Source organism: Phreatobacter sp. (genome assembly GCF_016793595.1).
Lineage (GTDB): Bacteria > Pseudomonadota > Alphaproteobacteria > Rhizobiales > Phreatobacteraceae > Phreatobacter.
Genome location: NZ_JAEULY010000004.1, coordinates 163,381 through 178,507 on the forward strand (window position 1 = coordinate 163,381; position 15,127 = coordinate 178,507).

Annotated in this window: 18 protein-coding genes; 11 read left to right on the forward strand and 7 right to left on the reverse strand. The window is 67.2% G+C overall.

Annotated elements, in window-relative coordinates:
- Nucleotides 1–74: 74 nt before the first annotated feature.
- Together araD and JNK84_RS04860 are read left to right on the forward strand one after the other, a co-directional pair.
- The gene (gene araD / locus JNK84_RS04855; protein ID WP_293421130.1) at nt 75–1,835 is read left to right on the forward strand and encodes an L-arabinonate dehydratase; all 1,761 of its coding nucleotides are present in this window, start codon (nt 75–77) and stop codon (nt 1,833–1,835) included.
- 100 nt (nt 1,836–1,935) lie between these two features.
- Nucleotides 1,936–2,652 (forward strand): ribonuclease activity regulator RraA, encoded by a 717-nt coding sequence (locus JNK84_RS04860; RefSeq protein ID WP_293421132.1) that lies wholly within the window; start codon nt 1,936–1,938, stop codon nt 2,650–2,652.
- 7 nt (nt 2,653–2,659) lie between these two features.
- Here the strand turns inward: JNK84_RS04860 and JNK84_RS04865 are convergent, their stop codons facing one another.
- Together JNK84_RS04865 and JNK84_RS04870 are read right to left on the reverse strand one after the other, a co-directional pair.
- On the reverse strand, nt 2,660–2,803 hold the full coding sequence (locus tag JNK84_RS04865; protein ID WP_293421134.1) for a hypothetical protein: 144 nt from the start codon (nt 2,801–2,803) through the stop codon (nt 2,660–2,662).
- 85 nt (nt 2,804–2,888) lie between these two features.
- Nucleotides 2,889–3,857: a Bug family tripartite tricarboxylate transporter substrate binding protein gene (locus JNK84_RS04870; RefSeq protein ID WP_293421136.1), complete on the reverse strand. Its 969-nt coding sequence runs from the start codon at nt 3,855–3,857 to the stop codon at nt 2,889–2,891.
- A 185-nt stretch (nt 3,858–4,042) separates the two neighbouring features.
- Here JNK84_RS04870 and JNK84_RS04875 point away from each other — a divergent pair, with 185 nt between their 5' ends.
- From JNK84_RS04875 to JNK84_RS04885, 3 genes are all read left to right on the forward strand, one after another.
- Entirely contained in the window at nt 4,043–4,252 is a 210-nt protein-coding gene (locus JNK84_RS04875; protein WP_293421138.1) for a hypothetical protein, read from the forward strand.
- 147 nt (nt 4,253–4,399) lie between these two features.
- On the forward strand, nt 4,400–4,579 hold the full coding sequence (locus JNK84_RS04880; protein ID WP_293421140.1) for a hypothetical protein: 180 nt from the start codon (nt 4,400–4,402) through the stop codon (nt 4,577–4,579).
- A 568-nt stretch (nt 4,580–5,147) separates the two neighbouring features.
- Complete coding sequence (locus JNK84_RS04885; RefSeq protein ID WP_293421142.1) at nt 5,148–6,035, forward strand: MBL fold metallo-hydrolase; 888 nt, start codon at nt 5,148–5,150, stop codon at nt 6,033–6,035.
- Nucleotides 6,036–6,047: 12 nt separating this feature from the next.
- Here JNK84_RS04885 and JNK84_RS04890 read toward each other — a convergent pair whose 3' ends face one another.
- On the reverse strand, nt 6,048–6,839 hold the full coding sequence (locus JNK84_RS04890) for an IclR family transcriptional regulator (RefSeq protein WP_293421144.1): 792 nt from the start codon (nt 6,837–6,839) through the stop codon (nt 6,048–6,050).
- A gap of 72 nt (nt 6,840–6,911) precedes the next feature.
- On the opposite strand from JNK84_RS04890, the gene JNK84_RS04895 reads away from it, so the two are divergent.
- The 5 genes from JNK84_RS04895 (at nt 6,912) to JNK84_RS04915 (ending at nt 11,554) form a co-directional block, all read left to right on the forward strand.
- On the forward strand, nt 6,912–8,207 hold the full coding sequence (locus JNK84_RS04895; RefSeq protein ID WP_293421146.1) for an MFS transporter: 1,296 nt from the start codon (nt 6,912–6,914) through the stop codon (nt 8,205–8,207).
- Between the two features lie 69 nt (nt 8,208–8,276).
- Nucleotides 8,277–9,026 (forward strand): SDR family NAD(P)-dependent oxidoreductase, encoded by a 750-nt coding sequence (locus JNK84_RS04900; RefSeq protein ID WP_293421148.1) that lies wholly within the window; start codon nt 8,277–8,279, stop codon nt 9,024–9,026.
- A gap of 63 nt (nt 9,027–9,089) precedes the next feature.
- Entirely contained in the window at nt 9,090–9,848 is a 759-nt protein-coding gene (locus JNK84_RS04905; protein WP_293421150.1) for an SDR family NAD(P)-dependent oxidoreductase, read from the forward strand.
- A 45-nt stretch (nt 9,849–9,893) separates the two neighbouring features.
- Complete coding sequence (locus JNK84_RS04910; protein ID WP_293421152.1) at nt 9,894–10,796, forward strand: polysaccharide deacetylase family protein; 903 nt, start codon at nt 9,894–9,896, stop codon at nt 10,794–10,796.
- 11 nt (nt 10,797–10,807) lie between these two features.
- Nucleotides 10,808–11,554 (forward strand): SDR family NAD(P)-dependent oxidoreductase, encoded by a 747-nt coding sequence (locus tag JNK84_RS04915; protein ID WP_293421154.1) that lies wholly within the window; start codon nt 10,808–10,810, stop codon nt 11,552–11,554.
- A gap of 16 nt (nt 11,555–11,570) precedes the next feature.
- Here the strand turns inward: JNK84_RS04915 and JNK84_RS04920 are convergent, their stop codons facing one another.
- From JNK84_RS04920 to JNK84_RS04930, 3 genes are all read right to left on the reverse strand, one after another.
- Nucleotides 11,571–11,753, reverse strand: a complete 183-nt coding sequence (locus JNK84_RS04920) for a hypothetical protein (RefSeq protein WP_293421156.1) — start codon at nt 11,751–11,753, stop codon at nt 11,571–11,573.
- Nucleotides 11,754–11,850: 97 nt separating this feature from the next.
- On the reverse strand, nt 11,851–12,486 hold the full coding sequence (locus JNK84_RS04925) for a hypothetical protein (RefSeq protein ID WP_293421158.1): 636 nt from the start codon (nt 12,484–12,486) through the stop codon (nt 11,851–11,853).
- Between the two features lie 6 nt (nt 12,487–12,492).
- Complete coding sequence (locus tag JNK84_RS04930) at nt 12,493–13,371, reverse strand: alpha/beta hydrolase (RefSeq protein ID WP_293421160.1); 879 nt, start codon at nt 13,369–13,371, stop codon at nt 12,493–12,495.
- A gap of 160 nt (nt 13,372–13,531) precedes the next feature.
- Here JNK84_RS04930 and JNK84_RS04935 point away from each other — a divergent pair, with 160 nt between their 5' ends.
- Nucleotides 13,532–14,254 carry a FadR/GntR family transcriptional regulator gene (locus JNK84_RS04935; RefSeq protein ID WP_293421162.1) on the forward strand — a complete coding sequence of 241 codons (723 nt, stop codon included), beginning with the start codon at nt 13,532–13,534 and terminating at the stop codon, nt 14,252–14,254.
- Nucleotides 14,255–14,266: 12 nt separating this feature from the next.
- Here JNK84_RS04935 and JNK84_RS04940 read toward each other — a convergent pair whose 3' ends face one another.
- Complete coding sequence (locus tag JNK84_RS04940) at nt 14,267–15,079, reverse strand: ABC transporter permease (RefSeq protein WP_293421164.1); 813 nt, start codon at nt 15,077–15,079, stop codon at nt 14,267–14,269.
- Nucleotides 15,080–15,127: the final 48 nt, after the last annotated feature.

A 15,127-nucleotide genomic window follows, 5' to 3' on the forward strand; every position in this document is an offset into this window, starting at 1 on the left:
CGGCCGTGACTTAGGCTTGCCATCCGGCGGCGGAGGCCGTTGGATGGCAGCAATGGCCGGTCAAGAGCCGCCCGATGCCCGAAACGCCCGACGAGACGCCCATGGCCCGCAAGTCCCCTTCCGATCTCCGCAGCGCCCGCTGGTTCGCACCCGACGACATGCGCTCCATGGGGCACCGATCTCGCTGGATGCAGATGGGCTACGCACCCGAGGACTGGGTCGGCAAGCCGATGATCGCCATCCTCAACACCTGGTCGGACGCCCAGCCCTGCCACGCTCACTTCAAGGACCGTGTGGAGGACGTGAAGCGCGGCATCTTCCAGGCCGGCGGCTTTCCCATCGAACTGCCGGCGCTGTCGCTGTCGGAGAGCAACGTCAAGCCGACCACCATGCTCTACCGCAACATGCTGGCGATGGAGGCCGAGGAACTGATCCGCTCGCATTCCGTCGACGGCGCGGTGCTGATGGGCGGCTGCGACAAGACCACGCCCGCCCTGCTGATGGGCGCGACCTCGGCCGGCCTGCCGATGATCTATGTGCCGGCCGGCCCGATGCTGCGCGGCAACTGGAAGGGCAATACGCTGGGATCGGGCTCCGACGTCTGGAAATACTGGGACGAGCGGCGCGCCGGCAACATCTCGAACCGCGACTGGTCGGATGTCGAGGCCGGCATCGCCCGCTCCTACGGCGTCTGCATGACCATGGGAACGGCCTCGACGATGACAGCGATCGCCGAGGCCATCGGCATCACCATGCCCGGCGCTTCGGCCATTCCGGCGCCCGACGCCAATCACAAGCGCATGTGCGCGGCGGCCGGCCGGCGCGCCGTCGAGATGGTCTGGGAGGACCTCACGCCGACCAAGATTCTCACCCGTGCGGCCTTCGAAAACGGCATCACCGTCGCCATGGCCATGGGTTGCTCGACCAATGCCATCATCCACGTCATCGCGATGGCGCGGCGGGCGGGCGTCGACATCAGCCTCGCCGATTTCGACAAGGCCAGCCGCAAGGTGCCGGTCATCGCCAATGTCCGGCCCAGCGGCGACACCTATCTCATGGAGGACTTCTTCTATGCCGGCGGCCTGCCCGCGCTGATGACGCGGCTGACGGACCATCTCCATCTCGGCGCGATCACCGTCACCGGCCGGCCGCTCTCCGAGCAGCTCGAAGGCGCCGAAGTCCACAATGACGACGTGATCCGGTCGGTCGACAACCCGATCTATGCCGAGGGCGCGCTCGCCGTGCTCAAGGGCAATCTCTCGCCCGACGGCTGCGTCATCAAGCCGAGCGCCTGCGAGCCGCGCTTCCTCAAGCACACCGGCCCGGCCCTGGTCTTCGACGACTATCCCAGCATGAAGGCGGCCATCGACCGCGACGACCTCGACGTGACCGCCGACACGGTGCTGGTGCTGCGCAATGCGGGCCCTCACGGCGGCCCCGGCATGCCCGAATGGGGCATGTTGCCGATCCCGAAGAAGCTGGTGAAGCAGGGCATCCGCGACATGGTGCGCATTTCCGACGCCCGCATGTCCGGCACCAGCTACGGCGCCTGCATCCTGCATGTCTCGCCGGAGGCCCATATCGGCGGGCCGCTGGCGCTCTTGAAGACCGGCGACATGATCGAGCTCGATGTTGATGCCCGCACGCTCAACATGAAGGTCAGCGACGAGGAGCTCGCGGCGCGGCGCGCCGCCTGGCAGGCGCCCAAGCCGCATTACGAGCGTGGATACGGCTGGATCTTCACCAAGCACATCAAGCAGGCGCATGACGGCTGCGACTTCGACTTCCTCGAAACGCAATTCGGCGGGCCGGTCGATGAACCCGTGATTTTCTGACGGTAATTTATCGAACTAATCGATTTAACCGGGCTACTTGCTGCGATATCGTAGCCTCGAAACGGCCGGACGACGAAACTGGCCGTACAGGGAGAGCCCGATGAGCCTGAAGCCCGAAACCGCCGAGAAGCTGAAGGGCGTCTCGACCGCCACCCTGTGCACGGCCCTGTTCAAGCGCGGCCTGCGCAACCAGTTCATCCAGGACGTGCGCCCGCTCAACCCCTCGCTGCCCAACATGGTCGGCGAGGCCTTCACGCTGCGCTACATCCCCGCGCGCGAGGACCTCAATCCGCTGTCGGTGTTCCTCGACCGCGGCCATCCCCAGCGCAAGGCGGTCGAGGATTGCCCGCCCGGCGCGGTCATGGTGATCGACAGCCGCAAGGATGCGCGCGCGGCCTCCGCCGGCGGCATCCTGGTCTCGCGGCTGATGAAGCGCGGCGTCGCGGGCGTCGTCACTGACGGCGGCTTTCGCGATTCACCTGAAATCGCGACCCTGTCGATCCCCGCCTACCATCATCGTCCGTCGGCGCCGACCAACCTCACCCTGCATCAGGCCATCGACATCAACGTGCCGATCGGCTGCGGCGACGTTCCGGTCTGGCCGGGCGACGTGGTGGTGGGCGATGGCGAGGGCGTGATCGTGATCCCCGCCCACCTCGCGGACGAGGTCGCGACCGAGGCGGTCGAGATGACCGCTTTCGAGGATTTCGTCACCGAGAAGGTTCTGGAGGGCCGCTCGATCCTCGGCCTCTACCCCGCGACCGAGGAGCAGACCAAGATCGACTTCGCGGCATGGCGGAAGGCAAAGGGGCGCTGAACGCGCCTCACCACCACGGGCCCGGCAGCCAGTTGAGCATGTGGAGCGCGGTCAGGACGATCATCACGGTGATCACCGAGCCGTCGCCGCCGGGATAGCCGTCGAAGACCCGAACCGCGGTCGGCAGGACGACGGGAAGGCCGGTCCACATGCGGCCCTCTCCGTATCGGCCGGAGCCGTCGGGCTCCGGTCTTCAGGAAAGGCAACGCGCGAACCAGTATCCGGTTCAGGCTGGCTCACTGCGGCTCGATTCGGGCTTCGCGCACGATCCGCTGGTAGCGCTCGCGCTCGGAGCGGGAGAAGGCGGTGAACGCGTCCGGCGTGTTGGGCGAGGCCACCGCGCCGATCTCCTTCAGCCGCGCCACCACATCGGGCCGCGAGAAGATCTCCCTCACGTCGGCGGCGATCTTTTCCGCAACATCCCGCGGCACGCCGGCCGGCGCGAACAGGCCGTGCCAGGTGCCGATGTCGAAGCCGGGGAAGGTTTCCGCGATGGTCGGGACATCGGGCGCGGTGGGGCTGCGCTGCGCCGAGGTGACCGCGATCGCCCTGACCGTGCCGCCCTGGGCCTGCGGCCAGGCGAAGGTGATGTTGTCGAAGGCGAGATGAATGTGCCCGCCGACGAGCGCGTTCATGATCTCGTTCGACGACCGGAACGGAATGTGGGTCATCGGCGTCCCGATGAGGTTCGAGATGATCTCGGCGGGGATATGGTTCGACGCGCCGATGCCCGAGGAGCCGTAGTTCAGCTTGCCGGGATTGGCCTTCGCATAGGCCACGAACTCCGCGAAGTTGCGCGCGGGGATGTTGTTCGCGATCACCAGCATGTTCGGCAGGGTCGCGAACAGGCTGATGGGCTGGAAGTCGCGGTCGGCGTCGTAGTTCAGCTGCTTGTAGACATAGGGCGCGATGGCGTGGGTGCTCGCCGTGCCGACGAACAGCGTATAGCCGTCCTTCGGGCCGCGCGCGGCAGCGCCAGCGCCGACCGTGCCGCCGGCCCCGGCGCGGTTCTCCACCACGAAGGGCACGTTGTATTTCTGCTGCATCGCCTGCGTGAAGATGCGGGCGAACAGATCCGTCGTGCCGCCGGCCGTGAACGGCACGATGACGGTCACCTGCCGCTGCGGCCAGGCAGGCGTCTGGGCCACGGCCTGGGTGGATAGGAGCGCAAGGGCGCCGGCCAGCGCGGCGAATAGCTTCTTCATCGATTTCCTCCCGGCAGTTCTTGATGGTCGCGCCCGTGGGCGGCCAGCCTTGAAGCCAGCCTAAACCGGTTGAATCGCCGCGCGCAATGGCGGAGCCATGCGACAAACAGGGGCGGCGCGCGGCATTCTCGGAACGAAGTCGGGCGTCGCCCGTTACCTCTCGAAGAGCAGCCCGGGAGAGTTCGATGAGGATTCAGAGCGCGGAAATCGACTGGCGTGTTTCGCGGGGTGCGATGGGCATGAACGCGATGACCATGGGCGACCCGCAACCGCCCATGCCGGAGCCGTTCCCCTCACCCATGCCGCCGCCGATTCCACCGCAGCCGGAACAGCCGGATCCTGATCCGGGGCTGCCCGAGCCGGCAGACCCGATCAATCCACCCGACACGATGTGACGGGCCGCCCGATACGATGTGATGGGCCGCCAGACGCGATGGCGTGGTTCGTAGCGCGTCGCAATTTCGTGATCGCGGCGGCGGGAACGTCGCGGCGTCCCGCCCGTTGTTCCGCCGAGGGCTGGGATAACACAAGGAATGCGACCTATGGGCAATCATCCTCAGGGCCAGAAGCCCGACATGGACAAGGATCGCGACCAGCAGAACAAGCAGCACCAGCAGGGTGGCGGCGCCCCGCAGCAGCAGGGCGGCAAGCACGAGCCCGGCCGGGGCGGTGACAAGGACCAGATGCGTCCGGACCACGACCGCGACAAACAGCGCCGCTGATCAAATGCCGGATCGAGATGGAAAGGCCCGCCAAACCGGCGGGCCTTCTGCATGCGTTCGATAATCGAATGAAGATGGTCGAATGAAACGACACCGCCTCGGTGCGGTGGCTCGCCGCGATGGGCGAGCCATCCTCGGGCCGGGTTACCAGTAGTAGCGCCGGCGCCAGTAGCGGCGGCGCCAATAGCGACGACGCGGCCCCCACCAACGGCGACGCCAGTAGCGACGGCGCCAGCGACGGCGACGCCAACCCCACTGCATCTCGGTCGGAGCCTCGGAAGCCGACGCGACCGGAGCCGGCGCGACCGGAGCCGGCTGCGCCGCAGGCGCTGCCGTGGCCGCGGTCGACCCGATGGCGCAAAGCGCAACGGCCCCTGCGGCGACGGATGTGAAGAAATGTCTGCGATCCATGTCTTCCTCCTTGCTTTCGGTCCGCCGACGATGGCGGCGGCCAGTTGAACTCGGAATGAACTTCCCTGTTGGGCAATTGTTCAGGAAACTGTTTCCCTTTCGCGCGCCCGAGGCGATAACAACGTACTGCGTGCATGCATTCGTGGAGCGGACCGCCATGGCGGCGACCAATGAGCCTCTGGTCATCGGGCTGTTCGAGAAGCGGACTTTTTCGATCCAGTACATCGTCGCCGACCCCGAGACGCGGCGCTGCGCCATCATCGACCCGGTTCTCGACTACGACGAGAAGTCCGGGGCGACGGCGACGCGCAGCGCCGATACCCTCCTCGGTCTGGTCGCCGAGCACGGCCTCACCGTGGAATGGATCCTCGATACCCACCCGCACGCCGATCATTTCTCGGCCGCGCCCTATCTGAAGGGCCGCACGGGCGCGCCAACCGCGATCGGCGCAAAGGTGGTCGCGGTGCAGAAGCTCTGGCGCGACATCTACCACCTGCCGGATTTTCCCACCGACGGCTCGCAATGGGACCGCCTGTTCGCCGACGGCGACACATTCGCCATCGGCACGATTCCGGTGCGGGTGATGCACTCGCCGGGCCATACTCTCGCCTCGGTCACCTATGTCGCTAGCAATGCCGCTTTCATCCACGACACGCTGTTCATGCCCGACAGCGGCACGGCGCGCTGCGATTTCCCGGGCGGTTCGGCCGTCGCGCTCTGGCGGTCGATCCAGGCCATCCTCTCGCTCCCCCCGGAAACGCGCCTGTTCACCGGCCACGACTACCAGCCCGGCGGACGCGAGCCGCTCTGGCAGAGCACGGTTGCCCAGCAGGCGCGCGAGAACATCCATCTCACCAAGGCCGGGAGCGAAGCTGAGTTCGTCGCGGTGCGGACGGCACGCGACCGGACCCTGCCGATGCCGAAGCTGATCCTCCACGCGTTGCAGGTGAACATCAACGGCGGCGCGCTGCCGCCGCCCGAGGCCAACGGCAAGCGCTATCTCAAGATCCCGCTCGACGCCCTGCCGGACGCGGTGTGGGGCTGAGAGGCGCCGCCGCTAGCGTGGCGGATTGAGCGCCTCCATCGTTTCCAGCAGCAGCGGCCGCATCCGGTCCAGGAACGCGGCCGGCGTCCAGTCGCTGACGCGCGCGGCGATGTGAACCGCGCCGAGCGGGTGGCCCTCCTCGTTCACCAGCGCGCCCGCCAGCGTGATGTCGCCCGGCACGGCCTCCTCGACCGCCATTGAGTAGCCGTCGGCGCGCGCGCGATCGATCAGGTCCATGATGGCATCGACATCGGTGATGGTTCGTGGCGTGCGGGGCTCGCGCGGAGAATCCGCGATGATCCGCCGGGCTTCGTCGCGCGGCAGCCTGGCGAGGATGGCCCGCCCGCCGGCCGTGCAGAAGATCGGCATCCGGCGGCCGACGACGGTCGTGTAGAAAGGCGCGAGCCGGCTCGGCTGGCGCATCACATAGACGATCGTCGGCCCGTCGAAGAGGCTGAGATCGACACGCTCGTCGCAGCGCTTGCGCAACTCGATCAGGTGCGGCGTCGCCAGTTCGACAAGCGGATGAGAGCGGATGAACTGGAACGAGAAATCGAGGACGGCGGTTCCCAGCGTGTAGCGACGGGTAGCCGCGCTTCGTTCGAGGTACCCGAGTTGCACCAGCGTGTGCACCATGCGCTGCACGGTGCTTTTGTCGAGGCCGGAGCGCTCGCTGAGCTCCTGCAGTCCGAGCTGCCAGCTCGTTCCGCCGAAAGCGCGCAAGACTGCCATGCACTTGGCGATGGAATTCACAAATAGCGGATTCTCTTTGTTTTTTTTGTCCAGAGCCATTGCCTTCCCCACATGGACGCCTGCAAGCCTCAGTATTACAATACACTATTACGTATTGCATTGTAATACATAGGAGGGATCAAAATGAGTTCTGCTACGACCGCGCCGGCGACAAGCGACGGCGCCCTGAACGACAAATCACGCAAGGCAATCTGGGCCGCGTCGATCGGCAACCTGCTCGAATGGTACGATTTCGGCGTCTATGCCTATCTGGCGACCCTGATCGCCGCGAAATTCTTCCCCAGCACCGACCCGACCGCGTCGCTGCTGGCCGCTTTCGCCGCCTATGGCGTCGGCTTCCTCGCCCGCCCCTTCGGCGGCGTCGTGATCGGACGTCTCGGCGATACCAAGGGGCGCAAGGCCGCGCTCGTGCTCACCATCTTCATGATGGCCTTCGGCACGATCGGCATCGGCATCCTGCCGTCCTACGACTCCATCGGCATCTGGGCGCCGATCTTGCTGGTGCTGCTGCGGATCGTTCAGGGCATCGCCGCCGGCGGCGAGTGGGGCACATCCACGGCCTTCATCATCGAGTGGTCGCCCGCCAAGCGCCGCGGCTTCTTCGGTTCGTTCCAGCAGGTATCCACCGCCGGCGGCTCGCTGCTCGGCTCTGCCACCGCAGCGATCCTGACCTCGACGCTGACGGCCTCCGCCATGCTCGAATGGGGCTGGCGCGTGCCGTTCCTGCTCGGCGCCGTCCTGCTGGTCGTCGGCGTCTACATGCGCCGGAACGTCGAGGAGACGCCGCACTTCGAGGCGAGCCGCGAAGCGGCAACCGACGCGCCGGTCGCCTCGGGCTTCCCGCTCGGCGCGATGGCCTTCGGTTTCACGATCTTCTGGACCATCGCCTACTACACGCTGCTCGCCTGGATGCCGAGCTTCACCCAGCGCTTCGCCGGCCTCACGCCGTCCGAGGCGCTCTGGGCGAACACGATCGGCCTGATCGCCATGGTCATCGCCATCCCCGTCTGGGGCGCGCTGTCCGACCGCATCGGCCGCCGTCCGCTGCTGATGGCGAGCGCGCTGAGCATCGGCGCCCTCGCCTATCCGCTGTTCTCGCTGATGGCGGCGAAGGGCGGTTTCGCGCTGGTCCTTCCGATCCAGATCCTGTTCGGCGTCCTGCTGGCGCTCTATTCCGGCCCCGGCCCGGCGGCGATCTCGGAGATCTTCCCGACGCACCTGCGCTCGACCTGGATGTCGGCCGGCTACACGCTGGCGGTCGCGGTGTTCGGCGGTTTCGCGCCGTTCATCGCGACGTGGCTGATCCAGAAGACGGGGTCGCCGGTCTCGCCGACCTACTTCTACCTGGTGCCGGCCGCGGTCATCTCGCTCGCCGTCATCCTGAAGCTCAAGGAAACGGCCGGAACCAAGCTCCACTGACGGAACGGCGCGGTCCCCTTGGGGGCCGCGCCATCCATTTGGCCCCGTGCATCACCGGAGCAATGCGCGATGAAACTGCCGAACCGCCGCATTCTCATCACCGGCGCCGCCTCCGGCATCGGGAGGGCGACGGCCGGGCTCTTCGCAAGTGAGGGCGCGCAGGTTGCGCTTCTTGATCGTGACGGTGACGCCGTCTCTGCGGTGGCCGCCTCGATGTCCGGCGCCAGCGCGCATGCCTGCGACGTCACCGACCATGACGCCGTCGTCACGGCCGTCGCCGAGGCCGCCGACGCCATGGGCGGCATTGACGGCGTGGTGAACGCCGCCGGCATCGACCTCATCCGTGACTTCGCGACGATGACGCCCGCCGAGTGGCAGCGCGTCTTCGCCGTCAACGTCACCGGCACCATGTCGGTCTGCCACGCAGCGCTCGACGGGCTCTCGGCCAACGCGACCGCCAGCATCGTCAATCTCGCCTCGGGCGCGGGCCTCTTTCCCATCGCCAGCCGCACGGCCTATTGCGCCTCCAAGGCGGCTGTCGTGATGTTCTCCAAGGCGCTGGCCGTCGACCTGGCTCCGCGCAACATCCGCGTCAACGTGGTCTGCCCCGGCGCCATCGAAACGCCGATGCTGCGCTCCGGGATCGACGCAGCCGACGACCCCGTGGCGATGCAGGAGGCCGTACGCAACCGCGTGGTGCTCAAGCGCATCGGCCGGCCGGCCGATATCGCCGCCGCCATTCTCTTCCTGACCGGGCCGGACTCGACCTTCGCGACCGGTTCAACCCTCGTCGTCGACGGAGGCCGGGTCTTCCACTGACCGGTCCGTCCCCGGCAACAGCCATGCGCGGTGCCCGCGGCACCGCCGATCCGGAGTTCGCCCATGCTGATCCGCTTCGACGGACAGACCGCCATCGTCGCCGGGGCCGCGCGCGGCATCGGCCAGTCCATCGCCCGTTCGCTCGCGTCCGATGGCGCGCGGGTCGTCGCCTGCGACCTGCTGGTGGATCAGTTGCAGGCGATCGCCGGTCCCGTCGCGGGCGGCGGCGAGATCATTGCCGCGAAGGTCGACGTGACCGACGAGGCCTCGATCGCAGCGGTCGTCGCGACCGCCGGCGCGCCCGACATCGCCGTCTATGTCGCGGGCGGCGTGCGCGGGCAGAAGCCCCGCCCGCTGGACGAAGTCAGCGCCGCCGATTTCGACGCCATCGTCGATGCCAACCTCAAGGGTGCGTTCCTGTTCGCGAAGGCGGTGGCCGCCCCGATGAAGGCGAAGGGCCGCGGTCGCCTCATCACCATTTCGAGCCGCGCCGGCCTGGCCACCTCCTTCACCGGCATCCAGAGCTACGCCGCCTCCAAGCACGGCCAGATCGGTCTGGTGAAGCAGTTGGCGCAGGAGCTTGGCCGCTTCGGCATCACCGTCAATTCGGTCGCGCCTGGCTTCATGGCGACCAGCCCCGACTATGAGCGCCAGTGGAACAGCTGGACGCCGGAGTTTCGCCAGAAGTTCGCCGAGAACATTGCCATGCGCCGCATGGGCGAGCCGAAGGACATTGCCGACGCGGTGACCTTCCTCGCCTCCGACCGGGCCTCGTGGATCACCGGGCAGACGCTGGCCGTCACCGGCGGGCCGCTGCTGTAATCGCCGAATCCACCCTTCAAGATCAGCCAAGACGGGAGAGAGACCATGACCGACTATTCCAAGATGGAACCGTGGCAGTGGCCGGAGGCGCACTGGCGCGGGCTCGTCAATCACGTCCGCGCGGGACGCACCTACAAGCCGAAGTCCTGGAAGGGCGGCGCCCGCTGCGCCTTCGCGCTCTCGTTCGATTCCGACCACGAGACCAACGAACTGCGCGACGGCGGCAAGTCGGTCGGCCGGATGGCCTGGGGCCAGTACGGCAACCGCGTCGGCGTGCCGATGATCCTCAATCTGCTCAAGAAATACGACGTGCCGGCCACCTTCTTCGTGCCGGCGGTCGCGGCCCTGCTGCATCCCGACGAGCAGCGCCGCGTCGTCGCCGAGGGTCACGAGATCGGCCTTCACTCGTGGATCCACGAGCTCAATTCCGTGCTGTCCTATGACGATGAGCGCAACATCATGATGCGTTCGGCCGACACGCTGGAGAAGGTCACCGGCGTCCGTGTCGTCGGATCGCGCACGGCTTCGTGGGATTTCTCGCCCCACACGCTGCGCATCACCAAGGAAATGGGTCTCGCCTACGACACCTCGCTGATGGCCGATATCGACTGCTACGAGCTGCTGCTGGACGGCGAGCCGACGGGCGTCGTCGAGCTGCCGGTCGAGTGGATTCGCGACGACGCGCCCTATTTCATGATGCTGCGCTTCCAGAACCTGCGGCCCTACACGCCGCCGGAGGGCGTGTTCGACATCTTCCGCCGCGAATTCGAGGCGGCCTACGAGGAAGGCGGCATCTTCCAGCTGACCTGCCATCCGCACATGATCGGCTACCGCTCGCGCATCTGGATCATCGAGGAGCTGATCCGGCTCGCCAAGGCAAAGGGCGACGTCTGGTTCGCCACCCATGCCGACGTCGCGGCCTTCGCCCGCGACAACGCGGCCGACTGAGCGGCGGGGCCATGGCCAAGGTCGCACTGGTCACGGGCGCGGGACGCGGCATCGGCCGCGCCTGCGCCCTCTCGCTGGCGGGAAGAGGCTTCGACATCGCGCTCGTCGATCTGCTCGAGCCGGAAATGGAGAAAACCGCCGACGATATCCGCGCGCTCGGCGTTGCCGCCCTCACCTACCAGGCGGATGCGAGCAGCTTCGCGCGCGCGCATGAAGTGGTCGATGCGGTCATGGCCGACCGGGGCCGGCTGGACGTGCTGGTCAACAATGCCGGCGCGCCGGCACCGAAGCCGATCCTCGACATCACCGAGGGCGAGTTCGACCGCGCCATCGCGGTCAACCTCAAGAGCTGCTTCAACTACATCCACGCGGCGGCTCCGGTCATGCTGAACCAGGCCGAGGGCGGGCGGATCGTCTCGATTTCGTCGCTGAACGCCCTGTCGGGCGGCGTCACCAGGGCGGTCAGCAAGCATGCCTATGCGGCTGCCAAGGCCGGCATTCTCGGCCTGACGCGTTCGCTCGCCAAGGAACTCGGTCCGAAAATCTCGGTCAACGCCATCTGCCCGGGTGTCATCGCCACCGAACTGCTGCGCGACCTGATCAGTCGCCGCGAGGACGATCTCGTCTCCGGCATCGCCATGGGGCGCGTCGGCACGCCGGAAGACGTCGCGAGCATCGTCGCCTATCTCTGCACCGACGCGCACATGTTCATCACCGGCCAGCACTTCGTCGTGGACGGCTTTCAGTGGAAGTGCTGAACGCGAGACGTAAGGATTAGCGCTTGGTCTTCTTGGGCTGGGCCTTCGGCTCGGCGGGAGCCTCCTGACCGAGCCGCGCGGCCCGCAGGCGGGCCATGTTTGCGGTGCGTTTGGCCTGTTCGGCGTCAACGATAGCGCGGAATGCCTTGTCGGTGGCGGTGTGACGATCAACTGCTGAAGACTTGGACATGGGCGTCATATGGGGTTGCGCGCAGAAATTGCCACCCCATGGGCCCGGCAGCGCCTGTTGCAGCCGCAAGGACTGACAAGCTGCCGCGCCGGGCATCCGCTGGCCGCTACCAGATCCGGCGCTCGCCGAAGACCTGGGGCGTCACCCCGCGCGGGCGCGCCGCGTCGGCCGGCGTGGTCGCCACGAACGAGGACTTGCCGCCTTCCAGCTCGGCCGGCAGGATCATCATGCGGATGAACGTGTTGGTGCCGGTGTTCAGATTGGTGCCGACCACCGGCTCCCGGCCGGACTCGAACCAGGCCTGCCCGGAGGTGATGAGATCGGTGTGATCCCCGACCTCGGCCAGCAGCCTGCCGGTCAACAGTCGTCTGATGCCCGGCCCGCGATGATGATGCGACGGGGTTTGCATCCCCGCGGGCTGGTCGATCCGGTCGACGCGGACGATCGTCGGCCCGCCAACCGGCGGAGACCGCCGCGACAGGACCGGGGTCAGGGCCTCGCTGCGATGGACTTCGTCGCCCTCCGAGATCTGGAACAGCCAGGCCTCCTCCGCCGCCGCCACCATGTCGCCAGCGCTCAGGAACATGCCGGTCTCGGCGCTGATCCGCTGTTCGCCGCCGCCCGACGAGACGATCGCCTCACCCGCAGGCACGAACAGGAAGCCGAGCGTCGCGGCTGGGAGGCGGCACGCCTGCGCGGCTTTCAGGTCGAAGACGGAGATGCGCCAGGATCGGTCGGTCATGGTCGCTCAGCCCTTCGCGTGCCGCATCACGGCGCTCAGGATCGGGCTGCCGGGCTCCATATACTCCGACAGAATGTCGAAATGACCCCAGCGAGGCAGGACGTGAACCTCCGGGTTCAGGCCGCTGCGGTGGAGGTGGTGGCCATAGCGATAGGACTGGTCGATCCACTGCCACGGCTCCAGTCCACCGACGAAGATCGATACCGGGCAGGACGCCCTCACCGGCCGCCGTTCGACGTCCCGACGGCGCGCGATATCCTCGGTGAGACGCACCTCGGCATTGACCGTGGTGCCCATGACCGGGCGCGGATCAAAAATGCCGCTGATCGCGACCATTCCGGTGATGAAGGACGGATCGTCCCATTCATGCGCCAGCACCTCGGCCGCGAGATGCGCGCCGGCGGAATGACCCGACAGCGTGATGCGGGAGGGGTCGCCGCCGAGGCGGTCGATATTGCGGCGGACCCAGTCGACCGCCGCGATTGCCGATTCCGCCACGCCGTCGAGGGTCGAGCCCGGGCACAGCTCGTAGTTGATCACGACCGTGACGATGCCGGCCGCGACCAGCGGCTCAGCGACAAAGGCGAAGTTCTCCTTGTCCTGGGCGCGCCAGTAGCCGCCATGCACGAAGACGTGCACCGGCTTCGGGCCCGCGGCGCCGGCCGCGGCATAGACGTCGAGCCGGCGCAGAGGATGGTCGCCAAAGGCGATGTCGGCCTCGCGCGCCAGCCTTTCGAGCGCGGCCGCATTGACGCGGGCACGCCCTGCCTGCGCGTCCTTGAAATTGGGAAACGCCGCCTGCGGATTGTACTGAAACTCGTGCTCCTGCGGCGTGAGACCGGTCCAGAGCGGGGCGAGGCTCGACATCGCTTGGTCTTCCTTCATGCGCGGTGTCCATCATGACGACGGCGCATCAACCATTACCACTCCATTCGAAACCAATACGCCCGTTTCGCGCATGCCAGAGCCGCGCGTCACCGACCTTTTGAGTATTGACGGCAAATCATGTAGTGACGGACCTTCATCGGCATAACCAAATCGGACCATGCTCCACCCAATGCGCCAGCAGGCCGGATCGGAAGCGATCAACTCTCGCCAGAAGGCCGATTCCGACGGGCAGATCATCTATCAGAGCCTGAGCGGCTCGATCGTTGATGGCCGCCTGAAATCGGGAACGCGGCTGCCGACGGAGCGGGCGCTCGCCAGCCGCTACGGCGCTGCCCGCAATACCGTGCGCCGGGCCATGTCGCGGCTGGCGGAGGAAGGTCTCATCGAGCGCCATGTCGGCCGCGGGACTTTCGTCGCCAAGGTCGCGACTCCCGCGTCCGCCCCCCGCTCCGAGCCGGAATTCAGCCTTGGCGACCTTCTGGAAGCGCGGCTGATGTTCGAGCCGATGCTGGCGGAACTCGTCACGGAGCGGGCGGCCGATACGACGCTCGCGGCGCTTTCGACCTATCTTGAGGCCTTGAATACCGCCTCCACCTGGGCCGAGTTCAAGGAGGCGAAATACGCCCTGCACCTTGCGATCGTGAAGGCTTCGGGCAACGCCTTCCTGGTCTCCGTCTTCGAGCGGATCATCGCGGCGCGCAGGCAGGCCGGCTGGGGCCGGCCGGGCGGCCATCACGTTCCCATCGGCGCCGTGCGCGAGGCCGCCGTCCGCGACAATGCCGCCATCGTCGAGGCGCTCGGCCGCCGCGACACGGAGGCGGCCCGCGAACTCATCCGCGCCTATCTGCTGCGCACGCTCATATCCGTCGGCGGCAGCTGAAACAACCGCCGCTCAACGGCGATCGAAGCGGCGCTGGACGGCGCGGCTGACCAGCATGAAGGCAAGCGCGGTGATCAGGATGGCGAGGCCCGGAAAGGCCGACATCCACGGCGCGAACAGAATGTAGTCCTTGCCCTGCTGGAGGATCGACCCCCAGTCCGGCGTCGGCGGCTGCACCCCAAGCCCGAGAAAGCCGAGCGCCGACTGGATCTGCAGCACCAGCGGGAACAGAACCACGCACTGCATCAGCACCAGCGGCACGACATTGCGCGTGACGTGGTTGACGAGGATGCGGCTCTCGCCGAGCCCGGAGCTGCGGGCGGCCTCCACATAGGTACGCCCGGTTTCCGAAATCGCGCCGGAACGGGCGATCCGATAGAAGGACGGCACGTAGACGACGGTCAGGGCAAGAGCCAGATTGGTGGTGCTCGGCCCGAGAATGCCCGTCACCATGATGCCGAGAATGATCGGTGGGAAGCTCAGCACGACATCGGCGAGCCGACCCAGCAGCATGTCGATCCGCCCGCCGAGAAACCCGGACACGATGCCGAAACCTCCGCCGATGAAGGCCGCAGCCGCGAGCGCTCCGGCGCAGACCAGCAGCGTGATCCGGGCGCCGTAGACGATCCGGGCGAAGACGTCGCGGCCGACATCGTCGGTGCCGAACAGATGCAGCGCGGACGGGCCCTCCAGCGACTTGTCGACATTGATCGCAAGCGGCGAGTAGCCGGTGAAAAGGCCGGGAAACAGCACGACGACGGCGATGAAGGCGGTGATGGCGAGCCCGACGGCAAGATCAGGCTCGCGGCGGAGCCTGCGCAGCAAGGCGGAACCTCTGCGGGGCGAAACGGTCTCCACCGCCGTCATGATTTC

Excerpts from the sequence above, each read along its gene's own strand:
- JNK84_RS04935 (WP_293421162.1), top strand. The coding sequence starts at position 13,532 with ATGCTCCACCCAATGCGCCAGCAGGCCGGATCGGAAGCGATCAACTCT.
- JNK84_RS04930 (WP_293421160.1), bottom strand. The coding sequence starts at position 13,371 with ATGAAGGAAGACCAAGCGATGTCGAGCCTCGCCCCGCTCTGGACCGGT.
- JNK84_RS04925 (WP_293421158.1), bottom strand. The coding sequence starts at position 12,486 with ATGACCGACCGATCCTGGCGCATCTCCGTCTTCGACCTGAAAGCCGCG.
- JNK84_RS04860 (WP_293421132.1), top strand. The coding sequence starts at position 1,936 with ATGAGCCTGAAGCCCGAAACCGCCGAGAAGCTGAAGGGCGTCTCGACC.
- JNK84_RS04865 (WP_293421134.1), bottom strand. The coding sequence starts at position 2,803 with ATGTGGACCGGCCTTCCCGTCGTCCTGCCGACCGCGGTTCGGGTCTTC.
- JNK84_RS04870 (WP_293421136.1), bottom strand. The coding sequence starts at position 3,857 with ATGAAGAAGCTATTCGCCGCGCTGGCCGGCGCCCTTGCGCTCCTATCC.
- JNK84_RS04895 (WP_293421146.1), top strand. The coding sequence starts at position 6,912 with ATGAGTTCTGCTACGACCGCGCCGGCGACAAGCGACGGCGCCCTGAAC.
- JNK84_RS04905 (WP_293421150.1), top strand. The coding sequence starts at position 9,090 with ATGCTGATCCGCTTCGACGGACAGACCGCCATCGTCGCCGGGGCCGCG.
- JNK84_RS04915 (WP_293421154.1), top strand. The coding sequence starts at position 10,808 with ATGGCCAAGGTCGCACTGGTCACGGGCGCGGGACGCGGCATCGGCCGC.
- JNK84_RS04885 (WP_293421142.1), top strand. The coding sequence starts at position 5,148 with ATGGCGGCGACCAATGAGCCTCTGGTCATCGGGCTGTTCGAGAAGCGG.
- araD (WP_293421130.1), top strand. The coding sequence starts at position 75 with ATGCCCGAAACGCCCGACGAGACGCCCATGGCCCGCAAGTCCCCTTCC.
- JNK84_RS04920 (WP_293421156.1), bottom strand. The coding sequence starts at position 11,753 with ATGACGCCCATGTCCAAGTCTTCAGCAGTTGATCGTCACACCGCCACC.
- JNK84_RS04880 (WP_293421140.1), top strand. The coding sequence starts at position 4,400 with ATGGGCAATCATCCTCAGGGCCAGAAGCCCGACATGGACAAGGATCGC.
- JNK84_RS04910 (WP_293421152.1), top strand. The coding sequence starts at position 9,894 with ATGACCGACTATTCCAAGATGGAACCGTGGCAGTGGCCGGAGGCGCAC.
- JNK84_RS04900 (WP_293421148.1), top strand. The coding sequence starts at position 8,277 with ATGAAACTGCCGAACCGCCGCATTCTCATCACCGGCGCCGCCTCCGGC.
- JNK84_RS04875 (WP_293421138.1), top strand. The coding sequence starts at position 4,043 with ATGAGGATTCAGAGCGCGGAAATCGACTGGCGTGTTTCGCGGGGTGCG.